The sequence below is a fragment of the Rhizobium sp. WCS2018Hpa-16 genome (genome assembly GCF_031843705.1).
Lineage (GTDB): Bacteria > Pseudomonadota > Alphaproteobacteria > Rhizobiales > Rhizobiaceae > Agrobacterium > Agrobacterium tumefaciens_C.
Map to the genome: position 1 here is coordinate 883794 of NZ_JAVTIX010000001.1, position 23169 is coordinate 906962.

Here is a 23169-nt window from a genome sequence, read left to right on the forward strand (position 1 = left end):
AATGCCACCCGTTTTCACAGTTTCAACAGGGTATAAGCGACGTGGTTCAGACCGAAAAGCTGGTGCCGCAGCCGCAGCTTGCCACGGCGTTGGGGTTCTTGATCTGGAAGGACTGGCCGAGGAGGTTATCGACAAAATCGATCTCGGAACCTTCCATGTAGACAACCGACATGCTGTCGATTAGCACCTTGGCATTGTCTCGGGAAATCACGAGGTCGTCGTCCGTCGGCGCGCCATCAAGATCGAACTTATAGGAGAAGCCGGAGCAGCCGCCGCCTTCGACGGAGACGCGCAGGGACTGCTTGCCCTCTTCGGAAGAGACGATCTGGGCGATTCGCTTTGCAGCGGATTCTGAGAGTGTAATCTGTGTGGTCATGTGGTTTCTCCAACCGGGGTCAAGAACCGGAGAGCGGTGTTTTTCTGTAGAGCGATTATAAACCAGTCAAATTAACGGTCTATAGCCGTGTTGCGCGGCGATGACGCTTTGCGGCAACCTTCGAGATAGGTATGAAGGGTAAAGGCAAAGGTCAATGGCAAGACCGCCGGATAACGTTCAGCAGGAGAACGAATGATAATCGATCAGCGTGCACTGGGTTTCGGAAGCGGAGAGCGGGCGGTTTATGCCACCGACCCATGGACGACGCGTGGACGTCTGTTTCCCGAGACATCCAGCCTGACGCGCTCCGAGTTTCAGCGTGACCGCGACCGCATCGTTCACACAACCGCCTTTAGACGCCTGAAGCACAAGACACAGGTGTTTATCAGCCCCGATGGCGACCATTATCGGACGCGACTGACGCACACGGTGGAAGTGGCGCAGATTGCCCGCGCGCTGGCCCGCGCGCTGAAGCTGGATGAGGACCTGGCGGAAGGCGTGGCGCTGGTTCACGATTTTGGCCACACACCCTTTGGCCACACCGGCGAGGACGCGCTGGACGAGATGCTGAAGCCCTATGGCGGCTTTGACCACAATGCCCAGTCGCTGCGCATAGTCACCAAGCTTGAGCGTCGCTACGCCGAATATGACGGCATCAACCTGACATGGGAAACCCTGGAAGGGCTGGTGAAGCACAACGGCCCGCTGGTGGGTGAAAACGCCAATGGTAGTCACGGCCCGGTCGCCTTGCCCATTCTGGAATATTGTGAACTGCAGGATCTGGAAATCGGCACATTTGCCAGCCTTGAAGCGCAGGTCGCGGCCATTGCCGATGATATTGCTTACAACACGCATGACATCGATGACGGCCTGCGGGCAGGGTATCTGACCTTCGACATGCTGGAGGAGGTGCCTTTTCTCAGCGGCCTGATGGCAGAAGTTCGGGCGAAATATCCTAATCTTGAAGATGATCGCTTTGCCCATGAAATCATGCGCCGCCAGATTACCCGCATGGTGGAGGACGTGATCGGCGTTGCGCAGCAAAACCTATTGAAGCTGAAGCCAACTTGCGCCGCCGATATCAGGGGTGCCAGTTTCACGGTGGCTGCGTTTTCGCCTGAGATGGCCGAAACCGACAGGCTGATCAAGAAGCTGCTGTTCAAGCATATATATCGCCATGCCGACATCATGCGCATCCGGGCAGGTGCCACGCAAATTGTGACAGACCTGTTTCACCGTTACATGGAAGTGCCCGCAGAAATGCAGAGCCACCATTGGGTGGATGTCATTTCCGGCATGAGCGTGGGGGCAAAAGCCCGGCATGTGGGGGATTATCTCGCCGGTATGACCGACAGTTATGCACTGAAAGCCCACCAGCGCCTGTTTGACCACACACCCGATTTACGATAGGCAGCGGCACCGCAGAACCGGTTTTTCAATGCCGGGACCTCAAGAGACAGCCTTCGCGCAGGTATATTATCATGAACCTTTTCGCCGATTTCGATACCAGAATCAAAAACGCGCTTGAGACGATCGACCTCGTCAAAGCCAACCGCGATGCTGTCGATTTCGGCCGAATCACCGTGGAATCGCCGCGCGATCCAAGCCATGGTGATGTCGCGACCAACGCCGCCATGGTGCTGGCAAAGCCGCTGGGCACAAATCCCCGTGCACTGGCAGAGCTGATCGTTCCCGCACTTGAGCAGGACGAGGACATTGACAGCGTCAATGTTGCCGGCCCCGGCTTCATCAATATCCGTGTTTCCGTGGCCTACTGGCAGCGTCTGCTGGCGGGCATGATCGGGCAGGGCGACAATTATGGCCGCTCGACTGTTGGTGCAGGCAAGAGCATCAACGTTGAATATGTTTCTGCCAACCCGACCGGGCCCATGCATGTGGGCCACTGCCGTGGCGCTGTGGTGGGTGATACGCTTGCCAATATTCTGGCGTTTGCCGGATATGGCGTGACCAAGGAATATTACATCAACGATGCCGGCTCGCAGATCGATGTGCTGGGCCGCTCCGTTTTCCTGCGTTACCGCGAAGCGCTGGGCGAAGATGTGGGTGCTATCCCGCCGGGCCTCTATCCCGGTGATTACCTCGTGCCGCTTGGTGAAGCGCTTGCGCAGGAGTTTGGCACCAAGCTTCGCGCCATGCCAGAAGACCAGTGGCTGCCCATCGTCAAGGACCGCGCCATCGACGCGATGATGGCGATGATTCGTGAGGATCTGGCCGCGCTGAACGTCAAGCATGACCTGTTCTATTCGGAACGCACGCTGCATGCGGCTAATGGCGGACCAATCCAGTCTGCCATCAACGATCTGACCTTCAAGGGCCATGTCTACAAGGGAACCCTGCCGCCACCGAAGGGTGAGTTGCCGGACGATTGGGAAGACCGCGAACAGACCCTGTTCCGCTCCACCGAAGTGGGCGATGACATGGACCGCGCGCTGATCAAGTCCGACGGCTCCTACACCTATTTTGCTGCCGACGTTGCCTATTTCAAGGACAAGTATGATCGCGGCTTTGGCGAGATGATCTATGTTCTGGGTGCCGACCATGGCGGCTACGTCAAGCGTCTGGAAGCGGTTGCGCGGGCTGTCTCCGAAGGCAAGTCCAAGCTGACGGTTCTTCTGTGCCAAATGGTCAAACTTTTCCGTGATGGCGAACCGGTCAAAATGTCGAAACGCTCCGGCGATTTCGTGACATTGCGCGATGTCGTGGACGAGGTTGGACGCGACCCGGTGCGATTCATGATGCTCTATCGGAAGAATTCCGAGCCTCTGGACTTCGATTTTGCCAAGGTAACGGAGCAATCCAAAGATAATCCGGTATTTTATGTGCAGTATGCGCATGCCCGCTGCATGTCTGTTTTCAGGCAGGCGAAAGAGGCGTTTCCGAACCTTGATGTTGCTAATGCAACACTTGTAGATGGCGCTTCTTTGATCAGTGATATCAATGAGTTGCAGCTTATTGCTAAACTGGCCGAATACCCTCGTCTGATCGAATCTGCGGCGCTTAATCACGAGCCGCATCGTCTGGCTTTTTACCTGTATGATCTGGCCAGTTCCTTCCATGGACACTGGAATAAAGGTAAAGATCAGCCAGAATTACGTTTTGTTAACGATAAAAACCGAGAATTGAGCGTTGCCAGATTAGGGCTGGTGAATGCTGTCGCAAACGTACTGCGGTCGGGACTGACGCTTTTAGGAGCGGACGCACCTGACGAAATGCGATAACATCTCACCATTATTTGCTCACAATACGCTGGCAAGTGCTGTGATGCGTAGATGGTGGAACACGTAATGGTCGAAAAAAATGTCGCGTATAACCGGGATAACCGGGCAGATGAGTTCGCTGACAACGATCCCTTGGCGCAATTGGCCCGTCTTGTTGGCCAAGAGGATCGCCCATCCCATGTTGCTTCCCCGGCTGCGCAGCATCCGGCGCAACGTCGGGAGCCTGAATTCAATCTCGAAGACGAACTGCTTCGCGAATTCGCGATCTATGATTCGCCACGCTACGAGCCCGTAGCGCTGGATGCGGCAAACGACACCCGTGCGTCGGTTCCTGCTAACGAATTCCTGCAGCGCGTCGAATCCGTGTTTGCCCGCAAGGAGCCAGAAATGGCCCCGCCAGCGCCTGCACCTGTGGAACACTATGCGCCGGCCGAAACAGAAGAGTTTCTGGTTGCCGAGCATGGAGCTCAACCAACTGCCGCTTCCGACCTGCGTGATGAGTTCAGCGATGACCCTGAGCAGGTAGCAGCACTGTTTGATGTTGCGCACCGCCAGACGCCAGCGCCGCAGCCGGTTTATCAGGACGTCAGCGAGCAGGCACCTCAGCATGTTGAGCCAGCCGCCTATGTCGCGCCAGAGCCGCAGGTCGAGCAAGCCTATTATGCTGCGCCAGTCGCTGAGCCTGTTTACGCAGAACCGGCCTATGACATTCCAGCGGAGTCGCAGCTCGACGCATCGGTTGCGAACCAGCCGAACTGGGAGCTGATGGCTGAAACTTCTGGCGAGACGGCCATTGATCTGGCCAGCGAGCTGGAACTTTCCGTTGCTGAAGACTCATCCGTCGCAGCACCCGTTCAGGCATCCCCCTCCATCGCCCGTCGTTCTTCGCTGGATTATTCCAGCCTTCGTCTGCCGTTGGCCAATTTCGGTGCGCCACGCGCAGCACCCGTTGCGCCTAAGGCTGAAGAGCCAGCAGCTGTAGCGGCGCAATTCGTGCAGCCGGTTGAAGCGCCGGTCAGCCACGTTGAGCCTGTGTTGCCTGCCGGACAGAAGCTATCCGCAATGGATGAACTGATCTTCGACGTTGCAAAATACGAAATCGGCACGAGGGACGCCCGCGTTGCAGAGCCTGCAGCGCGCATTGAGCCTGTGGTTTCTGTCGCCCCGCCAATCGTCGCGGCACCTGTCGCAGCGCAGCCTGTTGCGCCGCAGCCAGCACCTGTTGCCAGACGGGAAGAGCCAGCCTTCGTGGCGGCACCCGTTCAGCCTGTGGCAGCACCGGCGGCGACTGCAAAGTCCGAACCGGCATTCGAAGAGTTCAAGGACGATGACTTCGAACTGGCGCTCGATGATTTCGATTTTGATATCGACCTTTCCGAGATTGCAAACATCGATGTGGCCGTAGCTCCACCTGCAGAGCCTGTTGTTGCAGCGCGTCCTGCACCGGTCGCGCCAGCACCCGTTCAGCCAAAGCCTGTTGCCGCTGCACCAGTCGCTGCCGCGCCAGTTGCACGCGTAGAGCAGCCGCGTCCGGTTGCGCCTGTCGTAACCGCACCGCCAGCCACGCTGGACAGCCTGCCATTCGACCCATCGCAGATCGGCGAAACGGAAGACCAGACGGAAACCATCGCCGAGATGGAAGTTCCTGAGCTGCCCGTTGGCGTTTTCGAGCCAAAGCCTGCGCCACGTCGCCAGGAAGAAGACCTCGATCTTGACACCGAACTGGCCGCGCTTTTTGCACCGGCCATGTCTGGCGGGCTTGATCGCCACAAGAATGCCGCTGCCACACGTCAGCCTCAGCCAACGCAGGATGAGGTCGATGAGTTTGAACGCGCGCTGGAGCAGGATTTCCGCCGCAGCATGGAAGAAGCCGCCAAATCCGGCTCCTACACAGACCGTGTGACGCCGACTGATCTGGCGCAGAACGCGCGCTACGAGGATGAGGAGCGCGGCGCTGGCCGTCGCTGGTTCGTGCCAATGGCCGCTGCAATCGGCGTGTTGCTTGTTGGCGGTGGCACCTATGCGCTGATGTTCGGTGGTTCGTCGAGCGAAGGCTCGAATGGCGCTCCCGTCATCATCTCCGCCGATAGCGAACCGACAAAGGTTGTGCCTGATAATCCGGGCGGTCGTGTTGTTCCGAACCAGGACAAGGCGGTTTATGACCGTGTGGCCGGAGCCGCGCCTGCAGACCCCAAGCAGCCTTCGCTGATTTCCAGCAACGAGCAGCCCGTGGATGTCGTGCAGCGCACGCTGATCCCCGAGCAGTTGCCGCTTGAGGGCGAAAATGAAGACATGGAGGCACTGGCCTCGACACCGGTGGGTGAGACGGAAGATCCGCGCTTGTTGTCTCCGGAAGAAAAGGCGCTTTCGGAAAACAATCAGAACGGCTCGCCAGTCAACGTATCGCCGCGCAAGGTTCGCACGATGATCGTTAAGCCTGACGGCACGCTTGTTGCGCAGGACGTACCAGCGCCGGCTGCACAGGCTGCGCCGCAGGCTGACAAGATCGACGAGCTTGCCGCACCGAAGGCCACGGCTGCTGCAGAAGCTGCCCCAACTGTGATTGCCGCGTCGCGTGTTCCTGTTGCACCAGAACAGCCCGCGCAGCCACAGACACCTGCAGCGACAACAGTTGCGGCGGCACCAAAGCCTGCCCAGACTGCTGCTCCGCTTCCAGCATCGCGTCCGTCGGCACAGCCAGCCAATGTAACGGCAACGGTAACCAGCCAGGGCAACGTTCGCCCGGCAGCGCCTTCGCAGCCTGCGCAGGAAACCGCTGCTGCTCCAACGCCTGCCACCAACACGTCCTCGACGGGTGGTTACTATGTGCAGGTCGCCTCGCTTCCAAGCCAGGCTGAAGCACAGAAGTCCTACCAGAGCCTGTCGGCCAAGTTCGGCTCGGTCATTGGTGGTCGCGGCGTTGATATCAAGGCTGCTGAAATTGCCGGAAAGGGCACCTTCTACCGCGTCCGCATTCCAGCCGGTGACAAGAATGAAGCGGCAGCTCTTTGCGAACGCTTCCGCTCAGCCGGTGGCAGCTGCCTCATCGCCCGCTGATTTGGGGTGACAAACATTGAAGCCGGGACGTTATCGCTCCCGGCTTTTTCATGCCTACCGATTTCCAAGCAGGACACATCCATGACCGACACAAAAGCTATGATCCTTGGCTGTAGCGGCCTGACACTGACGGATGACGAGATCGCGCTTTACAAAGCCGAGCGTCCCTGGGGCTTTATTCTGTTCGGGCGCAACATTGGCGACGCCAAGAAGGTTGCCGATCTCGTTGCCTCCATGCGCGATACGGTCGGGCGTCCAAATGCGCCTGTGTTGATCGATCAGGAAGGCGGGCGCGTTCAGCGCATTCGCCCACCCATCCTGCAATCCTATCCCAATGCACAGTCGCTGGGAGAGATCTATCTGCGAGACCGCAGCCAGGGCCTGCGAGCTGCATGGCTGATGTCGCGTCTGCATGCCTTTGACCTGATGAAGCTTGGCATCAACGTGGATTGCCTGCCTGTGCTGGACGTTCCAGTTGAAGGGGCGAGCAATGTTATCGGCAACCGTGCCTATGGGTTCGATCCGGCGCTGGTATCGGCCATGGGGCAGGCGGCAGCGGATGGCCTGAAGGCGGGCGGCATGCTGCCTGTCATGAAGCACATGCCCGGCCATGGGCGAGGCATGGTCGATTCCCACCATGAATTGCCGGTGGTTGATGTGCCACTGGCCGAGCTGGACGCGCATGATTTCGTGCCCTTCCGCGCCCTGAACAAGGAGCTGATGGCGATGAGCGCGCATCTGGTGTTTACCGCCATTGATGCAGAGCGCCCGGCCACGACCTCTCCAGTCGTTATCGAAGAGATCATCCGCAAACGGATCGGCTTCTATGGTCTCCTGATCTCCGACGACAGCTCGATGAATGCGCTGAAAGGCACGCTGGGAGAGCGGGCGGCGAATATTGTTGCGGGTGGCTGCGATATAGTCTTGCATTGCAATGGCGTGATGGATGAAATGCTTCAGGTCGTGAGGGAAGTTCCTATTCTTTCCGGCAAAGCTCTGGAGCGTGCGCGCGCTGTCGAAGTCGGTTTTCCGGTTGCTGATGGTGCGGAAGAGGCGGCGCTGCGAGACGAATTCAACGCCATGCTGGCGGTTGCCTGAGAGGCAGCGCGGCCGGGCGGCTTTAAAGATCAGGCCCGGTGGACGAATGAATGGCGGCAGATAAATCTCGCGGCGGTGTGCCGATGGAAAAGCTCTGGGAGGATATCAAGCCCGAGCGCGCCACCGGTGAAACCGCTTTGATGATCGATGTAGCGGGCTTTGAAGGTCCGCTCGATCTTTTGCTGCACCTCGCCCGCACACAGAAAGTCGATCTGTCACGCATTTCGGTGCTGGCGCTGGCCGAGCAATATCTCGTGTTCGTGGAGCAAGCACGCCGCGTCAGAATCGAGCTTGCAGCCGACTATCTGGTCATGGCGGCGTGGCTTGCGTTTCTCAAATCCAAGCTCCTCATTCCCCAGCAAAGCAAGGATGAAGGCCCGAGCGGCGAGGAAATGGCGGCGACGCTTGCCTTCCGGCTGAAGCGGCTTGAAGCCATGCGGGATGCGGCGGAACGGCTGGTGAACCGACACCATCTGGGCCGCGACGTGTTCGCCCGCGGTGCGCCTGAGCATATTCCCCACAAGAGTCGCTCATCCTTTGAGGCAAGCCTTTATGATCTTTTGAGCGCCTATGCGAACCTGCGCCAGCGTCAGGCCATCACCCTGGTCACCATCGAAAAACGGCAGGTCTGGTCGCTTGTGGACGCACGAGAGTTGCTGACCTCCATGCTGGGCGATATTGCGGAGTGGACGGAGCTGGATGGCTATTTGCTGCAATATGTTGCCGACCCCACCATGCGGGCAACAGCGATGGCGAGCGCCTTTGCCGCATCGCTGGAGCTGGTGCGTGAAGGTTCACTGGAAATCCGCCAGGACGGAGCCTTCCAGCCCATCTTCATGCGCAAGGGGTCTGGCCGTGAAAGGACAGATGATGTCAAATGAACTCGACCTCGACGACGAGGCCCCATCGAGCCAAGAGCAGGCGAGCGTCGCGACCGTGACCGAGCGGCAGATGAAAGAGGCCGAGCGCATTGCCGAAGCTCTCGTCTTCGCCTCAGCGCAACCGGTCTCCGAAGCCTTCATTGCCGAGCGTGTGTCCAAGGGAATCGATGTCGCCATGCTGATGGCAAAGCTGAAGGGTCATTATGGCGAGCGCGGCGTCAATCTCATTCAGGTTGGTGGAAACTGGGCGTTCCGCACGGCTGGCGATCTATCATTCGTGATACGAACCGATGAGAAAGAGCCGAAAAAGCTCTCGCGCGCTGCACTGGAAGTGCTGGCCATCATCGCCTATCACCAGCCGGTGACGCGGGCGGAAATCGAGGAAATCCGGGGCGTTCAGACCTCACGGGGAACACTCGATGTGTTGATGGAAGCCGGGTGGGTGCGCTTTCGCGGACGCAGAAGGACGCCGGGAAGACCCGTTACGATGGGTACGACCATTGAGTTTCTCGACCATTTCGGGCTGGAAGAATTGCGCGATTTGCCGGGGCTGGACGAGCTGAAGGGGGCAGGGCTGCTTTCTGGCCGCATTCCGTCCAACTTCGGTATTCCGTTGCCATCCATGAGCGATGAACTGACCGAGGATGAAGATCCCATCACGCAGCTGGACCTTGAAGAGCTCGGTCTGCTCTCGCCCAGTGGCGACGAGCCGGAGAGATGATCGAAGTTTCGTTGCTGGCTACATCACAAAGAGTTGCCAGCATTTGGCAATTGCTGAATTTATAGTGTCTTATCGTTTGTTGAATCGCCATTTTGGTGTTTGAAAAACCTCCGCAAACGTCTTACATCGGTGCAAAGCAAAATTCAGGGAGTTTGCGTTATGGGTTCTTTTAGTGTGTGGCACTGGCTGATCGTTCTGGTGATCGTGCTTGTCCTGTTTGGCCGTGGCAAGATTCCCGAATTGATGGGCGATGTCGCAAAGGGCATCAAGAGCTTCAAGAAGGGCATGGCCGACGAAGACGGCACGCCGCGCGCTGCTGATCGCGACACGGCGCCTGAGCCGACCACCACCGTTCACGCCAAGACTGTCGACCATAAGGCTGACGAGCTCAAGTAAATGATTTTACGGCGCGGCGTTGAACGCTGCGCCGTGACACTGCGCATGTCAGGAGCTTTATGATGTTGGATATCGGCTGGAGCGAGCTGCTGGTGATTGCGGTCGTCTTGATCGTCGTCGTCGGACCCAAGGACTTGCCGCCCATGATCCGCGCCTTTGGCAAGACCATGGCTGGTTTGCGCAAGATGGCGGGCGACTTTCGCTCTCAGTTCGATGAGGCCTTGAAAGAGGCCGACATGGACGACGTGCGCCAGACGATTTCGGACGTGCGCAATCTCAACCCGACAAATTCCATTCGTGATGCGATGAACCCGCTTCGCCAGCTGGGAAATGATCTTCGCAACGACCTGAACGGTGTAACAACATCGTCCACTGCGACGAGCGCCCCTGAGGGTGCACCGGCTGTCGATCTTGCTGATCCAGAAATGAAGCTGCCTGAAGGCCCACCGCCGATGGCAACCCCGGCAACTGTGGCTGCTGCGGCCACAGCGACAGCAACCGTTGCCACGCCCGCTGCGGCACCCGTTACTGCGGCGAATGTAACGCCTGTTGTGACGACGCCAGCAGTCGAACCAGCTGAAAAGCCTAAAACCCCTCGCAAACGTGCCGAGAAATCCGTTCAGGAAGTTGAGGCGGAAAAGGTTGCCGCAAAGCCCAAGCGCGTGGCGAAGACCGTTTCTGCAAAGGACGAGGTTGCAAAGCCCGCCCGCAAGCGCGCAAGCGCCGCCGAGCCGGGTAGTGTCGCCTTGAGCAAGGATGCGCCTAAGCCCAGCACGGCGAAAGCTGCGAAAGCGGCGGTCGAGGCTGCAGCGCCCATGGTTGAGCTGGCAAAATCGATTGTCGAACCATCAGGTACCGGGGCATCCGCTGCGAAACCAGTGAAGAAGGCCAAGGCCAAAAAGGGTGAAGCATGACTGCCGATACCGATGATAAGCCGCAGCCGCTTATCGAACATCTCATGGAGCTGCGCACGCGGCTGATATGGTCGCTCGGCGCATTCTTCGTCGCCTTCATTGGCTGTTTCGCCATTGCCAAACATCTCTTCAACCTGCTGGTCATTCCCTATAAATGGGCGGTCATCTGGGCCGGGCTCGACGTTGCCAAGTCGTCGCTGATCTACACTGCGCCGCAGGAATTCTTCTTCACACAGATCAAGGTCGCCATGTTTGGCGCGCTTGTGATTTCCTTCCCGGTCATCGCGTCGCAGCTTTACAAATTCGTGGCGCCGGGCCTTTACAAGAACGAGCGCGCGGCCTTCCTGCCGTTCCTCATTGCGTCTCCGCTCCTGTTCCTTCTGGGCGGTGCGCTGGTCTATTTCTTCTTCACGCCCATGGTCATGTGGTTCTTCCTCGCCATGCAGCAACTGCCGGAAGATGGTGAAGTTGCGATTTCGCTGATGCCGAAGGTGTCGGAATATCTCAGCCTCATCATGACGCTGGTGCTGTCCTTTGGCCTCGTGTTCCAGCTGCCTGTGGTGACCACGCTTCTGGCGCGTGTCGGGCTGCTGACAAGCCAGTGGCTGCGCGAAAAGCGCAAGTTCGCCATTGTTGCCGCCTTCGTGGTGGCGGCGGTGCTGACGCCGCCGGATCCGATGTCCCAGATCGGTCTTGCGTTGCCCGCAATCATTCTCTACGAGATTTCCATACATTTGGCACGACTCGTGGAGAAGAAGCGCGCTGAGGAAAATGCAGGCCGTGAGCTTGAAAATTCCAGTGACGACTGACGGTATTCGTCAGTATCTTCTTCAGACGCCGGGCCATGTGTCCCGGCGTTTTGTTTTTCAAAACATGATGTAAATTACGGTCTGGAACCACGATGCACGACATTAAATGGATACGCGAAAACCCTGAAGCTTTCGATGCCGGGCTTGCTCGCCGCAATGCAGAGCCGCAGTCCGCCATGCTGATCGCGCTGGATGAAAAGCGCCGCTCCGTGATCCAGACCCTGCAAGACATGCAGTCCCGCCGCAACCTTGCCTCCAAGGAAATCGGCGCTGCCATGGCGCAGAAGAACGCCGAACTGGCTGAGAAGCTGAAGGCCGAAGTGGCTGACATCAAGGACAGCATGCCACGGCTGGAAGAGGAAGACCGTCAGGTTTCGGCAGAACTCAACGATGCCCTGTCGCGCATTCCAAACATTCCATTTGATGATGTTCCCCTTGGCAGGGATGAGCACGACAACATCGTTGCCCGTGTTGTCGGCCAGAAGCCCGGCTGGAACCATCCGGCCAAGGAACACTACGAAATCGGTGAAGCGCTCGGCTACATGGATTTCGACCGCGCCGCCAAGCTTTCCGGTTCGCGCTTCACGGTGCTGACCAGCCAGATCGCTCGGCTGGAGCGCGCGCTTGGGCAATTCATGATTGACCTGCACACGTCGGAGCATGGTTATACGGAAGTGTCTTCGCCGCTGATGGTGCGCGATGAGGCGATGTATGGCACGGGCCAATTGCCAAAATTCGCCGAAGATCTGTTCCGCACGACCGATGGCCGCTGGTTGATTCCGACTGCCGAGGTGACGCTGACGAACCTTGTTGCTGGTGAGATTCTCGATGCTGAGAAGCTGCCGCTGCGCTTTACGGCGCTGACGCCTTCCTTCCGCTCTGAGGCCGGTTCGGCTGGTCGTGACACACGCGGCATGTTGCGCCAGCATCAGTTCTGGAAGTGCGAGCTCGTATCCATTACCGATGCGGAAAGCGCGGTTGCAGAGCATGAGCGCATGACGGCCTGTGCCGAAGAAGTGCTGAAGCGCCTCGGCCTGCATTTCCGCACCATGACGCTGTGCACCGGCGATATGGGCTTTGGTGCGCGCAAGACCTACGATCTGGAAGTGTGGCTGCCGGGTCAGGATACGTACCGCGAAATCTCGTCCTGCTCCGTCTGCGGTGATTTTCAGGGCCGTCGCATGGATGCGCGGTACCGGGGCAAGGGCGAGAAGGCGACGAAGTTCGTCCACACGCTCAACGGTTCAGGCACGGCAGTCGGTCGCTGCCTTATCGCCGTTCTGGAAAACTATCTGAATGAAGATGGTTCGGTCACAATTCCGGACGTGCTGCTGCCTTACATGGGCGGCCTGACGCGCATCGAAAAGGCTGCCTGATAAGCCTGGGAGGACAATCATGCGGATTTTGCTGACGAATGACGACGGCATTCATGCCGAAGGGTTGGCGGTACTGGAGCGCATCGCCCGCACGATCTCTGACGATGTCTGGATCGTTGCGCCGGAGACGGACCAGAGCGGCCTTGCGCATTCGCTGACGCTGTCTGAACCGCTGCGACTGCGCAAGATTTCCGACAAGCATTACGCGCTGCGTGGTACGCCGACCGATTGCGTCATCATGGGCGTGCGCGAAGTGCTGCCGGGCAAGCCTGATCTGATCCTATCCGGCGTCAATTCCGGTGCCAACATGGCCGATGACGTGACCTATTCCGGCACGATTGCGGGGGCTATTGAAGGCACGCTGCAAGGCGTTCGCTCCTTTGCGCTGAGCCAGGCCTATGCCTATACGGGCAACGCCGAACGGGTGGTGCCTTGGGAAGTTGCCGAGACCTATGCGCCGGATTTGATTCGCAAGCTGATGAATGTCGAGCTGCCGAACGAAACCTTCCTCAACCTCAACTTCCCCAATTGTGCACCCGCCGATGTGAAGGGTGTGAGCGTGACGGGGCAGGGCAAGCTGGATTTCGGCATGACGGTGGAGCAGCGGCAGGATGGTCGTGGAATGCCCTATTACTGGCTGCGCTTTGGTGAGCGACTTGGCACGTTCCTTGATGGCACGGATATCCATGCGGTCAAGGCGGACAGGATTTCGGTTACGCCGCTCAAGCTTGATCTCACAGATTACACCGTGAAAGATCGCGTCGCGAAGGCCCTTGGACTGGGAGTGGACGGTTGAAATCGGCCATGGTGGAGAAAGAGGGCTTTGCCGCCCTCGTTCTGCGGCTGCGGGCCGAAGGGATTTCCGACATTGACCTGCTGACGGCTGTGGAGCAGACGCCGCGTTCGCAGTTCGTGCCTGCGCAATTTGCAGCCGATGCCTATTCCAGCCGAACCATTCCCATTGATTGCGGTGCCTTCATGGAAAGCGCGGATATGGCCGTGAAGCTGGTTCACCGCCTTCAGGTGAAGCCCGGTCAGCGTGTGCTGGAAATCGGCACCGGCAGCGGGTTCATGACAGCTGTGCTGGGCAAGCGGGCTGAGCGTGTGGTTTCCATTGACCGCTACAAGACGCTGGTGGAAATGGCGCACAACCGGATGGACGATCTCGGCATTCGCAATGTCGTGATTCGCCACGCGGATGGCACGAATGGGTTGGTCGGCGAGGGCACTTTCGACCGGATCATCTCCACGGCTGCGTTTCCGACCCTTCCGCGCTTCTTTACCGAGCAGATTGTCTCTGGCGGCATGATGATCGTGCCCATCATGATGGAAGATGGGCGCTGCATCATGACCCGTTTTTCCAAGACCGGCAGCCGATTCGAGCGCGAAGAAATGTTCGAGACTCCCTATCTGCCGATAGAGCCGCATATCGCCCGATATTTGTAACATATCGGCACACCGCGCCGCGCGCCGGGGTGCGGGTGGCGTGCAGGATTGATTTTATTCAAAATATTGCATGTGCGCTGCTTTGTGCGGGAACCCCCTGCCAAACAAGGCTTTGCGTTGGGCGCATGGTTATCGAATTGTCAAAAATTATCAAAACCCTATGCCGTTTTAACGGCGTGGTAACACTAACACGCTTTAATCATCTCCATCGACGCATGGTTTTCCCGAGACGGGAGAGGGGCCTTGCAAAGTGTAATTCAGCCGGATCGATCCCGATGCGGTGGTTGGCGTCAGTGTAGATCGAGTCATGCGTATGAGTAATTCGCCCAAAATCGGAAAATCAATCGCAAAGATGTTCGCAGCGGCATTGCTGGCAAGCGTCGCAACGGGTTGTAGTTCGGACGCCACGCGATTTGGCGGCCTGTTTTCCAGCGGCCCGGACCAGATGACCACGGCATCCATTCCATCTCGCAGCGGTAATGTGCCAGCGCCTGTTCCGCAGAACGACATGGGCGGTGGCGGATACGCGTCTTCCGCGCCGCAGGGCGGCTACGCAAACCAGAATTCTGGAATGAATCAGGCTTATCCGGCTTCTAACGGCGGCTACGGTTCGGTCCAGCCTTCGTCGGCGCGCGCGGCCTCGTCTTCGGCTTCGGTTCAGCGTCAGGAGCTTGCGGCTCCATCGCCTGCGACACGTCGCGAACCGGCAAACCGCAGCGAAGCCATGGCGCAGCCAATGCCAACGGGCAAATCGACAGCCGCGCCTTCCATGGCGTCGGCACGTGTCAATTCCAACACCGCAGACACGCTTTCCACCGGTTCCGTCAAAGCTGCCGATACCGGCTGGCACACCGATGGTGCGTCTTCGGTAACGCTGAAGTCCGGCGAAACGATTGCGACGCTGTCCAAGCGTTACGGCGTGCCTGAGAAGGCTCTGCTGCAGGCAAACGGCCTTTCCAGCGCCTCTGCTGCTGCGCCCGGTCAGTCCGTCGTCATTCCTAAGTTCGGTCAGTCTCGTAACGCCGCACGTGCCGCATCGGGCAATATTGATCTGAGTAAGGACAATAACGGCCCTGCGCCAACACGCGGACCAGAGCAGAACGTCGCTGTGCTGCCAAGCCAGAATGCCGCCCGTGACAAGGCTTCTGCAGAGGCCGGAAAGCTGACGCCTCCCGGCGGCAAGCCGCTTCCGCCAACGGGTGGATACAAGGTTCAGTCAGGCGATAGCCTTGCAAAGATTGCCCGCGCTAACGGCGTTTCGGTTGCAGACCTGAAAGCTGCAAACGGCATCACCGATGGCAATGTGCGGATCGGCCAGACCCTGAAAATTCCGGGTGCAGGCACTGACGGCATCAAGACGGCATCGGTTCAGCCACAGGCGCCAGACGCTTCCAAGCCGGTTGAAGCCCCAGTTGCTGCGGCCAAGGTCGAGGCACCAAAGGCTCCAGCCGCCGCAGATGCGAGCGTCAGCGATGTCGAGAAGAAGTCCGACATGGCGTCACTTGCGCCTGAGTCCACAGGCATCGGCAAATATCGCTGGCCGGTTCGCGGCGCTGTGATCTCCGGCTTCGGTGAAAACGTCGATGGCAGCCGCAATGATGGTATCAACATCTCCGTGCCAGAGGGTACGCCGATCAAGGCTGCTGAAAACGGTGTCGTCATCTATTCCGGCAACGGCTTGAAGCAGTTGGGCAACACGGTTCTGATCCGCCACGACGACGGTCGTGTCACGGTTTACGGCAATGCGGCAAACCTTGAGGTCCAGCGTGGCCAGAAGGTTCAGCGCGGCCAGACCGTTGCCACTTCAGGCATGACGGGCAGCGCCAAGCGTCCACAGGTTCACTTCGAAGTCCGCAAGGACGCGACCCCTGTGAACCCATCCTCTTTCCTTGAATAGGATCCCCCTTTCTCTTTCCTTGAATAGGATCCCCCTTTTTCCTTGATCAGGTATTGCGTCTCAAGGATAGGAAAAGCCGGGCTTGCGCCCGGCTTTTTCGCATTTCAGGGTTGGTTCAGGGCAGGTCTCGTCAGGCCGACTGTGCGCTCGATGAAGTCGGCGATTGTTGCCGTGTCATCCAGATCGAAGACCGGCAGCGTGGTGTCTGGGACTGCGTGGTCAGCGGCGATGGCGATGATATTTGCATCATTGGGTGCAAGCGGCTCGGTCTTTGCGGCGTCCCGCCTGCGTGCCTCGATCTTGGGAATGGGCTCGTATTTGTAACCTTCGATCAAGACCAGATCGCAAGGGGCGATGCGGGCGAGGATTTCCTCGAATGACGGCTCCGGCCCGCCCCGCAATTCGTGCATGATGGCAAAGCGTGTGCCTGAGACGATGGTAACTTCATGTGCGCCAGCCTGCCTGTGCCGCCAGCTATCGGCACCGACCTTGTCGATATCAAAATCATGATGCGCATGCTTGATTGTGGAGACGCGGTAGCCACGGGCCGTCAGCTCGGTCACGATGCGAACGGCAAGGCCGGTCTTGCCGGAGTTTTTCCAGCCGGAAATGCCAAATACTTTCCGCGTCATTCAGACAGGCTCCTCAGAAATGTCTCGGCGGTCGCGAGTTCATCCGGCGTGTTGATGTTGTAGAACGGGTCAATGGAGGCTGTTGCGCTTTCGACCGGGGGAAAGGCCACGCCAAGCGTGACATGCCGCGCCATATAGCTGCGGATACGGCGGTTGTTGTCATCCTCCAGCCATTGCTCAAGATCGTCAGCAATCGAGACAGGCCACAGCCCGAAGACGGGATGAACATGGCCGCTGGATGCGGCGATGACGATGGCATCCTCACCTGTAACGTGCTGTGTGAGTTGCGTCGAAAGATCAGCCGGAAAGAACGGGCTATCGGCAGGCACAGTCAGGAAATGGCTGGCCTGTGGCGCATGGGCCGCAAAATGGCGCATGCCCGCAAGAATACCGGCCAGTGGCCCGGCGTGCCCGGACTTGGTATCTGGCACCAGCGGAAGCGCGAAGGCGTGGGCCCAGTTTTCCGGGGCGTTCAGCACAAGCTGTGACACCTGCGGTGTTACCCGATCAATCACATGGGACAGAAGAGGCCTTTCGCCGAGGTGGCTGAGCGCCTTGTTCGTGCCCATGCGGCGCGATAGTCCACCGGCAAGGATAAGGCCAGGCAGCGTATCTGTTTGGTTCATTTCATGCCTCGTATATGGCGATTCTCCTGCATGCCTGTATAGGCACTTGCTGCCAGCGCAAGAAGCGCGTTCACCGTCATGACCAGCAATAACGGCGTGGTGCCTGCTTCCTTTGAAAGCAGCGAAGACGCAAGGACGGCCAAAGCAGCGCCTCCGCCAATGGTCAAGGCACCGCCAAGGCCGGATGCCGAACCGGCCAGATGCGGTTGGACATTGACCATGCCAGCATTGGCGCTGGGCAATGTCACGCCATTGCCGAGGCCGATCAGGGCAAGCGGAAGAAAGAATTCGTAATGGCTGTTCAGCCCTAGATAGGACAGCGCCAGAGCAACGAAAATGCCGGCTGCGGCAATGGCGTTTCCTGCCAGCATCATGCGCGAGATACCGACGCGCTGCGCATAACGCCCGGACAGGAAATTGCCGAACATGTAGCCGCCCGCCATGAAGAAGAATTGCATGCCGAGCACCGCCGGTGACAGGCCGTAAAGCACATTGCCAACGAAGGGCGCGCCACCCAGAAAGGAGAAGAACAGGCCTGACGAGAATGTAGACGTTAGCGCGTAGCCCCAGAAGCGGCTGGAGCGCAGCAATTGCGGCCAGGCATTGAACTGAGCCGAAAAGCTTGATGATTTCTGTGTGTTCGTTTCGCCAAGGTCGAAAAAGACGAGGGCGAAGATCGCAGCGCCGCAGAGGGCGAGCAGTATGAAACTTGCGTGCCATGACGCGAAATCATTGAGGAAGCCGCCGATGGTGGGTCCAACCATGGGAACGACGGACATGCCCATGGTGACGTATCCAATCATGGAGGCGGCCTGATCTGCCGGAACCATATCCCGCACCACGGCGCGCGCCAGTACGAAGCCTGATGCCACAACGGCTTGCAGCATGCGCCCAATCATAAAGACGGTGACATTGGGCGCGAACGCGCAGATGAGGGTGGCGATGACCATGACGGCGAGCGCAACGAGCATGACCGGACGACGCCCGAATAGATCCGATAGCGGGCCGATGACGAGTTGCAGAATAGCTGTGGTTGCCAGATAGCCAGAGACGGCAAACTGCATGACGGCATAATCGGTCTCGAAATAGACCGCCATGGCGGCAAGCGAGGGCAGGAAAATGTTCATGCTCAGCGCCGCAACGCCTGAGATCAGGACGAGCGTCGCAATATGCGGCGGCGTCGAGCGCTTGAGAAAAACGACCGCACTCATGGTATTCTCGTTGAGGTTTTCGCGATAGGCGGTTGTTTGCGCCTGCTTTCGCGATAGAACGTGTAAAGCCCTGAGGCAACGATGATGGCCGTGCCGCTAAGGATAAAGGCGTTCAATTCCTCTCCAAACACGAAAAAGCCGATGGAGAAGGCCCAGATCATGCTGGTGTAGCGAAACGGTGCCACGAAGGCGATCTCGCCACGGCGCATGGACAGAATGACAGCCTGATAGCCGATGACAACGAGAACGGCAGAGGCGAAGAGGTGCGACCAGATATAGCCGTCCATCGGCTGCCAGCCGCCAAACGGCAGGACCAGGGCTGCGCCAAACAGCGTGTTGACGAAGGCGGTGGTCATTGTAATCGTCATGGACGGGACATCGGTATACATGCGCCGTGTGAGCAGATCGCGCCCGGCGGTAACGAAGACGGCGCCAACGACCAGCAGGGCTGCCGTGGTGAAGCCATCGGGGCCGGGCCGCAGAATGATGAGCACGCCCGCGAAGCCGACCAGAATGGCGCTCCAGCGCCGCCAGCCAACTGGTTCGCGCAGAAAAATGGCCGCGCCGAGCGTAACCGCCAGCGGGAGCGATTGCATGATCGCCGCCACATTGGCAAACCCCATGACCGCCAGCGCGCTAAGGTAAAGAATGGATGCCGCGACCTCGCACAGGCAGCGAGCGACGATGATGGGTCGCAGCATCATTTTGATAGGGCGCAGCGCGCCCATCTGACGGGCAATGACATAAACCAGCACGCAGGTGATGATGCCGCGCACGAAAAGGATCTGGCCTGTGTTGATGTAGGGCGTGACGGATTTGGTGAAGGCGTCATTTATGGTGAAGCAAGCCATCGCGAGCGTCATGAGCAACGCGCCGCGCGTATTGTCCGTCAGTGCCATTTTATTCACATTCCCAGATACAACGGTGTCCGCGATGGTGCCTGGCACATCGTACGACTCCGCCCACTCCTCTTACATTGAATGCGTGGCATGCTGCCGAGGCGAATTCAATCGAATTATATTGGAAGACGGAATAAAGCTTCGCGTCAGACGGGTCTGGATTCCGAAAATGCCATCAGCCGCCGGTCACACTCATGTGGCGGGCAACAGCGGGGCGCTTGTGGGTGCGGTCGATGATGAAATCATGTCCCTTCGGCTTGCGCAGAATGGCATCATCAATGGCCTGAGACAGAAGTGCGTTGTCATCGGAAGCGCGCAGCGCCGTGCGCAGATCTGCGGCATCATCCTGCCCCAGGCACATATATAGGGTGCCGGTGCAGGTGAGGCGTACGCGATTGCAGCTTTCGCAGAAATTATGCGTCATAGGTGTGATGAAGCCAAGGCGGCCACCGGTTTCCTTAACGCGGACATAGCGCGCCGGACCGCCAGTCTGGTAGCCGATATCATCAAGTGTGAAACGCTCTTCCAGCGAAGCCCGCACCTGCGACAGCGGCAAATAGCGATCCGTGCGGTCTTCCTCGATTTCGCCCATCGGCATGGTTTCGATGACGGTCAGATCCATGCCGCGCTCATGGGCGAATTGCATGAGGTGAGGAATTTCATGTTCGTTGAAATCCTTCAGCGCCACGGCGTTGAGCTTGATCTTGATACCGGCAGCCAGTGCGGCATCAATACCGCTCATGACCCGCGAGAAATCGCCCCAACGCGTGATCTGCCGGAATTTATCCGGATCGAGCGTATCCAGAGACACGTTGATGCGGCGAACACCGCAATCGAACAGTTCTGTCGCATGAGTTGCCAGTTGCGAGCCGTTGGTCGTCAGGGTCAGTTCGTCCAGCGTTCCGGCCTGCACGTGGCGACCGAGGTCACGGACCAGATGCATGATGTTCTTGCGAACCAGCGGCTCGCCGCCTGTCAGTCTGATCTTGCGCACACCCTTGGAAATGAAGGCGGAACAGAGCCGATTCAGCTCTTCCAGCGTCAAAAGATCCTTCTTGGGCAGGAAGGTCATGTGTTCGGACATGCAGTAAGTGCAGCGAAAATCGCAGCGATCCGTAACTGACACACGCAGGTAGGTGACGGCGCGACCGAAGGGATCGACCATCGGTGCCGTGCTTTCCGTCAGGGAATTCGCGTGGGGCAGCGAACCGAGAAAGCTGTTCAAACTGAAGTCTCCAGTCCATTCTTTGGGAGGCGGGCGAGGCTTGGGCCTTCATGTAGTGTCTTGCCCGCAGAGCGGCAAGGTCATAAGTGTGCAGTATATTATCATGTTGCGGAAATGAAAAATGAGTGATCCCTGGCCCACGGAACTGCGCGTCTCGAAAGACAAGCGACATCTCGTCGTGACATTCGACAATGGCGCCTCTCATGATCTGCCCGCCGAAATGCTGCGGGTGCTTTCGCCGTCTGCCGAGGTTCAGGGCCATGGGCCGGGACAGAAGGTTACCGTTCCGGGCAAGCGCAACGTTGGCATTCGCGCCGTTGTCGCCACGGGCAATTATGCCGTGCGCATCGCGTTCGATGACGGTCATGATAGCGGAATTTTCACCTGGAGATATCTGCTGGAGCTTGGGCAGACGGGTGACACACTGTTCTCTGAATATGAGCAGGAGCTGAAGGAAAAAGGCTTGAGCAGGGAGCCTAAACTCCGCTAGCAGACATAAACGAATTCATGCAGGGACAGGGGTGACACTTGGCAGTCGAGGGAAATGCAAACGATCTGGCGCAAGTGGTCGTCCTGTTGGCGGCGGGGGTCATCGCGGCGCCTATTTTCAAACGAATAGGCCTCGGTTCGGTTCTAGGCTATCTCGCCGCCGGTCTCGTCATAGGTCCGTTCGGGTTCGGTGCCTTTTCCGATTCACAAGCCATCATCCATATAGCCGAACTTGGCGTGGTGATGTTTCTCTTCATCATCGGGCTGGAAATGCAGCCATCGCGGCTGTGGTCCATGCGCAAGGATATTTTCGGGCTCGGTGCCTTTCAGGTGCTGACCTGCATGGCGGGCTTGACGATGGTGGGCCTTGCGCTCGGCTTCTCGCTTGCGCCGTCCTTTGTCGCGGGCACCGGCTTTGTGCTGACATCGACTGCTATCGTCATGCAGATGCTGCAGGAGCGCAACAGCATGTCGACGCTGAAAGGCCAGCGCATCATTGCTATTCTTCTGTTTGAAGATCTGGCCATCGTGCCGCTTCTGGTGCTTGTCGCGTTTTTGGGTGCGGGTGGCGAAGCCGTGACGCTGACGGAGCGGATGACCTCCATTGGCATCGCGCTTGCCGCCGTCGTGGCGCTTGTCGTCGCAGGCCGCTATCTGCTCAACCCGTTCTTCCGGCTGCTGGCGGCATCTGGCGCGCGGGAAGTGATGACGGCAGCGGCTTTGCTGGTGGTTCTTGGTTCCGCACTTTTGATGCAGGTCAGCGGGCTTTCCATGGCGATGGGTGCGTTTCTGGCGGGCGTGCTGCTGTCTGAATCCTCGTTCCGGCACCAACTGGAAGCCGATATCGAACCCTTCCGCGGCATTCTTCTCGGCCTGTTTTTCCTCGGCGTCGGCATGGCGATCGATCTGACTGTGATTGCCGCCAACTGGCAACTGGTCGTGATGAGCGTGGTTGCCTACATGCTCATCAAGGCGCTGTTGATTTACTGCGTGGCGCGGATGCTGGGAACGTGCCAGCGCGAAAGCATAGAGCGGGCCGTGCTGATGGCGCAGGGTGGCGAATTTGCCTTCGTGCTTTATTCGGCAGCCGTTGCGGCTGGAATACTCGACGCTGAAGCCAATGCGGTGCTGACGGCGACCATCATCATTTCGATGATCCTGACGCCGCTGATGGTGATTGCTCATGATCGCATCATGCCCAAGCATGTTCCCGATACCGGCGATCTTGATCTGCCAGAGAATGTCGAGGGCAGCATTCTCATGATCGGTTTTGGCCGGTTCGGCCAGATTGTCAGCCAGCCGCTACTGGCGCGTGGATACACGCTGTCGCTCATCGATAAGGATGCAGACTTCGTGCGCGACGCCGCCGGTTTCGGCTTCAAGGTCTATTATGGCGATGGCTCACGGTCTGAAATTCTGCATGCGGCAGGGGCAGGGTCGGCTAAGGCCGTGCTGATCTGCGTGGACGACAAGGACGCTGCCGTTCGGATCGCCGAAATTGTGAAGCACGAATTTCCCTTGGTGCCGGTGCTGGCGCGCGCCTATGATCGAGGCCATGCGCTCGACCTGTTGAAGGCGGGTGTCGATTACCAGATCCGCGAGACCTATGAGTCAGCTCTGGATTTCAGTGGAAAGGTGCTGACCGCTATTGGTGAGGAAACCGATCTGGCCGAGCGGCTGGTGGAAGAATTCCGCGATGTCGACAGAGAGCGGTTCGCGCTCGAGGTCGTTGGCGGTATCTATGCCGGGCGCTCGCTGGTGCGCGGCAACTCGCAGCCCGCCGACCTTGTTGCTGCCCGCACGGCCCGCGAGCGCGCGGAACGAGAGGCCCGCGAAGAGGCGCAGGAGCAAGGCTGACGCGCTATGCGAGGCAAAGA

The 23169-nt window shown here is 58.6% G+C and carries 21 protein-coding genes; 15 read left to right on the top strand and 6 right to left on the bottom strand.

What is annotated here, in order from left to right:
• Positions 1-46 precede the first annotated feature (46 nt).
• On the bottom strand, positions 47-376 hold the full coding sequence (erpA, locus tag RQI55_RS04500) for an iron-sulfur cluster insertion protein ErpA (RefSeq protein WP_042619345.1): 330 nt from the start codon (positions 374-376) through the stop codon (positions 47-49).
• Between the two features lie 192 nt (positions 377-568).
• Between erpA and RQI55_RS04505 the strand changes: the two genes are divergently transcribed.
• The 13 genes from RQI55_RS04505 (at position 569) to RQI55_RS04565 (ending at position 16210) form a co-directional block, all read left to right on the top strand.
• Complete coding sequence (locus tag RQI55_RS04505) at positions 569-1786, top strand: deoxyguanosinetriphosphate triphosphohydrolase (protein WP_243255882.1); 1218 nt, start codon at positions 569-571, stop codon at positions 1784-1786.
• Positions 1787-1857: 71 nt separating this feature from the next.
• Positions 1858-3615, top strand: coding sequence for an arginine--tRNA ligase (gene argS, locus RQI55_RS04510; protein WP_243255883.1), 1758 nt, complete (start codon positions 1858-1860; stop codon positions 3613-3615).
• A 66-nt stretch (positions 3616-3681) separates the two neighbouring features.
• A complete protein-coding gene (locus tag RQI55_RS04515) occupies positions 3682-6672 on the top strand; it encodes an SPOR domain-containing protein (RefSeq protein ID WP_243255884.1) in 2991 nt (996 codons plus the stop codon).
• Between the two features lie 81 nt (positions 6673-6753).
• Entirely contained in the window at positions 6754-7770 is a 1017-nt protein-coding gene (gene nagZ / locus RQI55_RS04520; protein ID WP_243255885.1) for a beta-N-acetylhexosaminidase, read from the top strand.
• Between the two features lie 50 nt (positions 7771-7820).
• On the top strand, positions 7821-8651 hold the full coding sequence (locus RQI55_RS04525; protein ID WP_243255886.1) for a ScpA family protein: 831 nt from the start codon (positions 7821-7823) through the stop codon (positions 8649-8651).
• A 70-nt stretch (positions 8652-8721) separates the two neighbouring features.
• A complete protein-coding gene (gene scpB / locus RQI55_RS04530; protein ID WP_243256952.1) occupies positions 8722-9372 on the top strand; it encodes an SMC-Scp complex subunit ScpB in 651 nt (216 codons plus the stop codon).
• Positions 9373-9531: 159 nt separating this feature from the next.
• Positions 9532-9768 (top strand): twin-arginine translocase TatA/TatE family subunit, encoded by a 237-nt coding sequence (locus RQI55_RS04535; protein ID WP_243255887.1) that lies wholly within the window; start codon positions 9532-9534, stop codon positions 9766-9768.
• Between the two features lie 62 nt (positions 9769-9830).
• Entirely contained in the window at positions 9831-10682 is an 852-nt protein-coding gene (gene tatB, locus RQI55_RS04540) for a Sec-independent protein translocase protein TatB (RefSeq protein WP_243255888.1), read from the top strand.
• Positions 10679-11491, top strand: coding sequence for a twin-arginine translocase subunit TatC (gene tatC / locus RQI55_RS04545; RefSeq protein ID WP_042619353.1), 813 nt, complete (start codon positions 10679-10681; stop codon positions 11489-11491). The genes tatB and tatC overlap by 4 nt, the downstream gene beginning before the upstream one ends.
• Before the next feature lie 92 nt (positions 11492-11583).
• Positions 11584-12867: a serine--tRNA ligase gene (serS, locus tag RQI55_RS04550; protein ID WP_243255889.1), complete on the top strand. Its 1284-nt coding sequence runs from the start codon at positions 11584-11586 to the stop codon at positions 12865-12867.
• 19 nt (positions 12868-12886) lie between these two features.
• Complete coding sequence (gene surE, locus RQI55_RS04555; protein WP_243255890.1) at positions 12887-13663, top strand: 5'/3'-nucleotidase SurE; 777 nt, start codon at positions 12887-12889, stop codon at positions 13661-13663.
• On the top strand, positions 13660-14313 hold the full coding sequence (locus RQI55_RS04560; protein WP_243255891.1) for a protein-L-isoaspartate(D-aspartate) O-methyltransferase: 654 nt from the start codon (positions 13660-13662) through the stop codon (positions 14311-14313). Before surE ends, RQI55_RS04560 begins: the two co-directional genes overlap by 4 nt.
• Positions 14314-14620: 307 nt before the next feature.
• On the top strand, positions 14621-16210 hold the full coding sequence (locus tag RQI55_RS04565) for a peptidoglycan DD-metalloendopeptidase family protein (protein WP_243255892.1): 1590 nt from the start codon (positions 14621-14623) through the stop codon (positions 16208-16210).
• 104 nt (positions 16211-16314) lie between these two features.
• Here the strand turns inward: RQI55_RS04565 and mobB are convergent, their stop codons facing one another.
• The 5 genes from mobB to moaA form a co-directional block, all read right to left on the bottom strand.
• Entirely contained in the window at positions 16315-16842 is a 528-nt protein-coding gene (gene mobB, locus RQI55_RS04570; RefSeq protein ID WP_243255893.1) for a molybdopterin-guanine dinucleotide biosynthesis protein B, read from the bottom strand.
• On the bottom strand, positions 16839-17468 hold the full coding sequence (gene mobA / locus RQI55_RS04575) for a molybdenum cofactor guanylyltransferase MobA (RefSeq protein ID WP_243255894.1): 630 nt from the start codon (positions 17466-17468) through the stop codon (positions 16839-16841). The genes mobB and mobA overlap by 4 nt, the downstream gene beginning before the upstream one ends.
• Positions 17465-18679, bottom strand: coding sequence for a multidrug effflux MFS transporter (locus RQI55_RS04580; protein ID WP_243255895.1), 1215 nt, complete (start codon positions 18677-18679; stop codon positions 17465-17467). Before RQI55_RS04580 ends, mobA begins: the two co-directional genes overlap by 4 nt.
• A complete protein-coding gene (locus RQI55_RS04585; RefSeq protein WP_042619361.1) occupies positions 18676-19578 on the bottom strand; it encodes a DMT family transporter in 903 nt (300 codons plus the stop codon). Before RQI55_RS04585 ends, RQI55_RS04580 begins: the two co-directional genes overlap by 4 nt.
• Positions 19579-19753: 175 nt before the next feature.
• The gene (gene moaA / locus RQI55_RS04590) at positions 19754-20743 is read right to left on the bottom strand and encodes a GTP 3',8-cyclase MoaA (protein ID WP_409233696.1); all 990 of its coding nucleotides are present in this window, start codon (positions 20741-20743) and stop codon (positions 19754-19756) included.
• A gap of 181 nt (positions 20744-20924) precedes the next feature.
• Between moaA and RQI55_RS04595 the strand changes: the two genes are divergently transcribed.
• Together RQI55_RS04595 and RQI55_RS04600 are read left to right on the top strand one after the other, a co-directional pair.
• Complete coding sequence (locus tag RQI55_RS04595) at positions 20925-21293, top strand: gamma-butyrobetaine hydroxylase-like domain-containing protein (RefSeq protein ID WP_042619363.1); 369 nt, start codon at positions 20925-20927, stop codon at positions 21291-21293.
• A gap of 38 nt (positions 21294-21331) precedes the next feature.
• On the top strand, positions 21332-23149 hold the full coding sequence (locus tag RQI55_RS04600) for a monovalent cation:proton antiporter-2 (CPA2) family protein (RefSeq protein ID WP_243255896.1): 1818 nt from the start codon (positions 21332-21334) through the stop codon (positions 23147-23149).
• The last annotated feature ends 20 nt before the right edge of the window (positions 23150-23169 follow it).

Excerpts from the sequence above, each read along its gene's own strand:
- erpA (WP_042619345.1), bottom strand. The coding sequence starts at position 376 with ATGACCACACAGATTACACTCTCAGAATCCGCTGCAAAGCGAATCGCC.
- RQI55_RS04505 (WP_243255882.1), top strand. The coding sequence starts at position 569 with ATGATAATCGATCAGCGTGCACTGGGTTTCGGAAGCGGAGAGCGGGCG.
- argS (WP_243255883.1), top strand. The coding sequence starts at position 1,858 with ATGAACCTTTTCGCCGATTTCGATACCAGAATCAAAAACGCGCTTGAG.
- RQI55_RS04515 (WP_243255884.1), top strand. The coding sequence starts at position 3,682 with ATGGTCGAAAAAAATGTCGCGTATAACCGGGATAACCGGGCAGATGAG.
- nagZ (WP_243255885.1), top strand. The coding sequence starts at position 6,754 with ATGACCGACACAAAAGCTATGATCCTTGGCTGTAGCGGCCTGACACTG.
- RQI55_RS04525 (WP_243255886.1), top strand. The coding sequence starts at position 7,821 with ATGGCGGCAGATAAATCTCGCGGCGGTGTGCCGATGGAAAAGCTCTGG.
- scpB (WP_243256952.1), top strand. The coding sequence starts at position 8,722 with ATGAAAGAGGCCGAGCGCATTGCCGAAGCTCTCGTCTTCGCCTCAGCG.
- RQI55_RS04535 (WP_243255887.1), top strand. The coding sequence starts at position 9,532 with ATGGGTTCTTTTAGTGTGTGGCACTGGCTGATCGTTCTGGTGATCGTG.
- tatB (WP_243255888.1), top strand. The coding sequence starts at position 9,831 with ATGTTGGATATCGGCTGGAGCGAGCTGCTGGTGATTGCGGTCGTCTTG.
- tatC (WP_042619353.1), top strand. The coding sequence starts at position 10,679 with ATGACTGCCGATACCGATGATAAGCCGCAGCCGCTTATCGAACATCTC.
- serS (WP_243255889.1), top strand. The coding sequence starts at position 11,584 with ATGCACGACATTAAATGGATACGCGAAAACCCTGAAGCTTTCGATGCC.
- surE (WP_243255890.1), top strand. The coding sequence starts at position 12,887 with ATGCGGATTTTGCTGACGAATGACGACGGCATTCATGCCGAAGGGTTG.
- RQI55_RS04565 (WP_243255892.1), top strand. The coding sequence starts at position 14,621 with ATGCGTATGAGTAATTCGCCCAAAATCGGAAAATCAATCGCAAAGATG.
- mobB (WP_243255893.1), bottom strand. The coding sequence starts at position 16,842 with ATGACGCGGAAAGTATTTGGCATTTCCGGCTGGAAAAACTCCGGCAAG.
- mobA (WP_243255894.1), bottom strand. The coding sequence starts at position 17,468 with ATGAACCAAACAGATACGCTGCCTGGCCTTATCCTTGCCGGTGGACTA.
- RQI55_RS04580 (WP_243255895.1), bottom strand. The coding sequence starts at position 18,679 with ATGAGTGCGGTCGTTTTTCTCAAGCGCTCGACGCCGCCGCATATTGCG.
- RQI55_RS04585 (WP_042619361.1), bottom strand. The coding sequence starts at position 19,578 with ATGGCACTGACGGACAATACGCGCGGCGCGTTGCTCATGACGCTCGCG.
- moaA (WP_409233696.1), bottom strand. The coding sequence starts at position 20,743 with ATGGTCGATCCCTTCGGTCGCGCCGTCACCTACCTGCGTGTGTCAGTT.
- RQI55_RS04595 (WP_042619363.1), top strand. The coding sequence starts at position 20,925 with ATGAGTGATCCCTGGCCCACGGAACTGCGCGTCTCGAAAGACAAGCGA.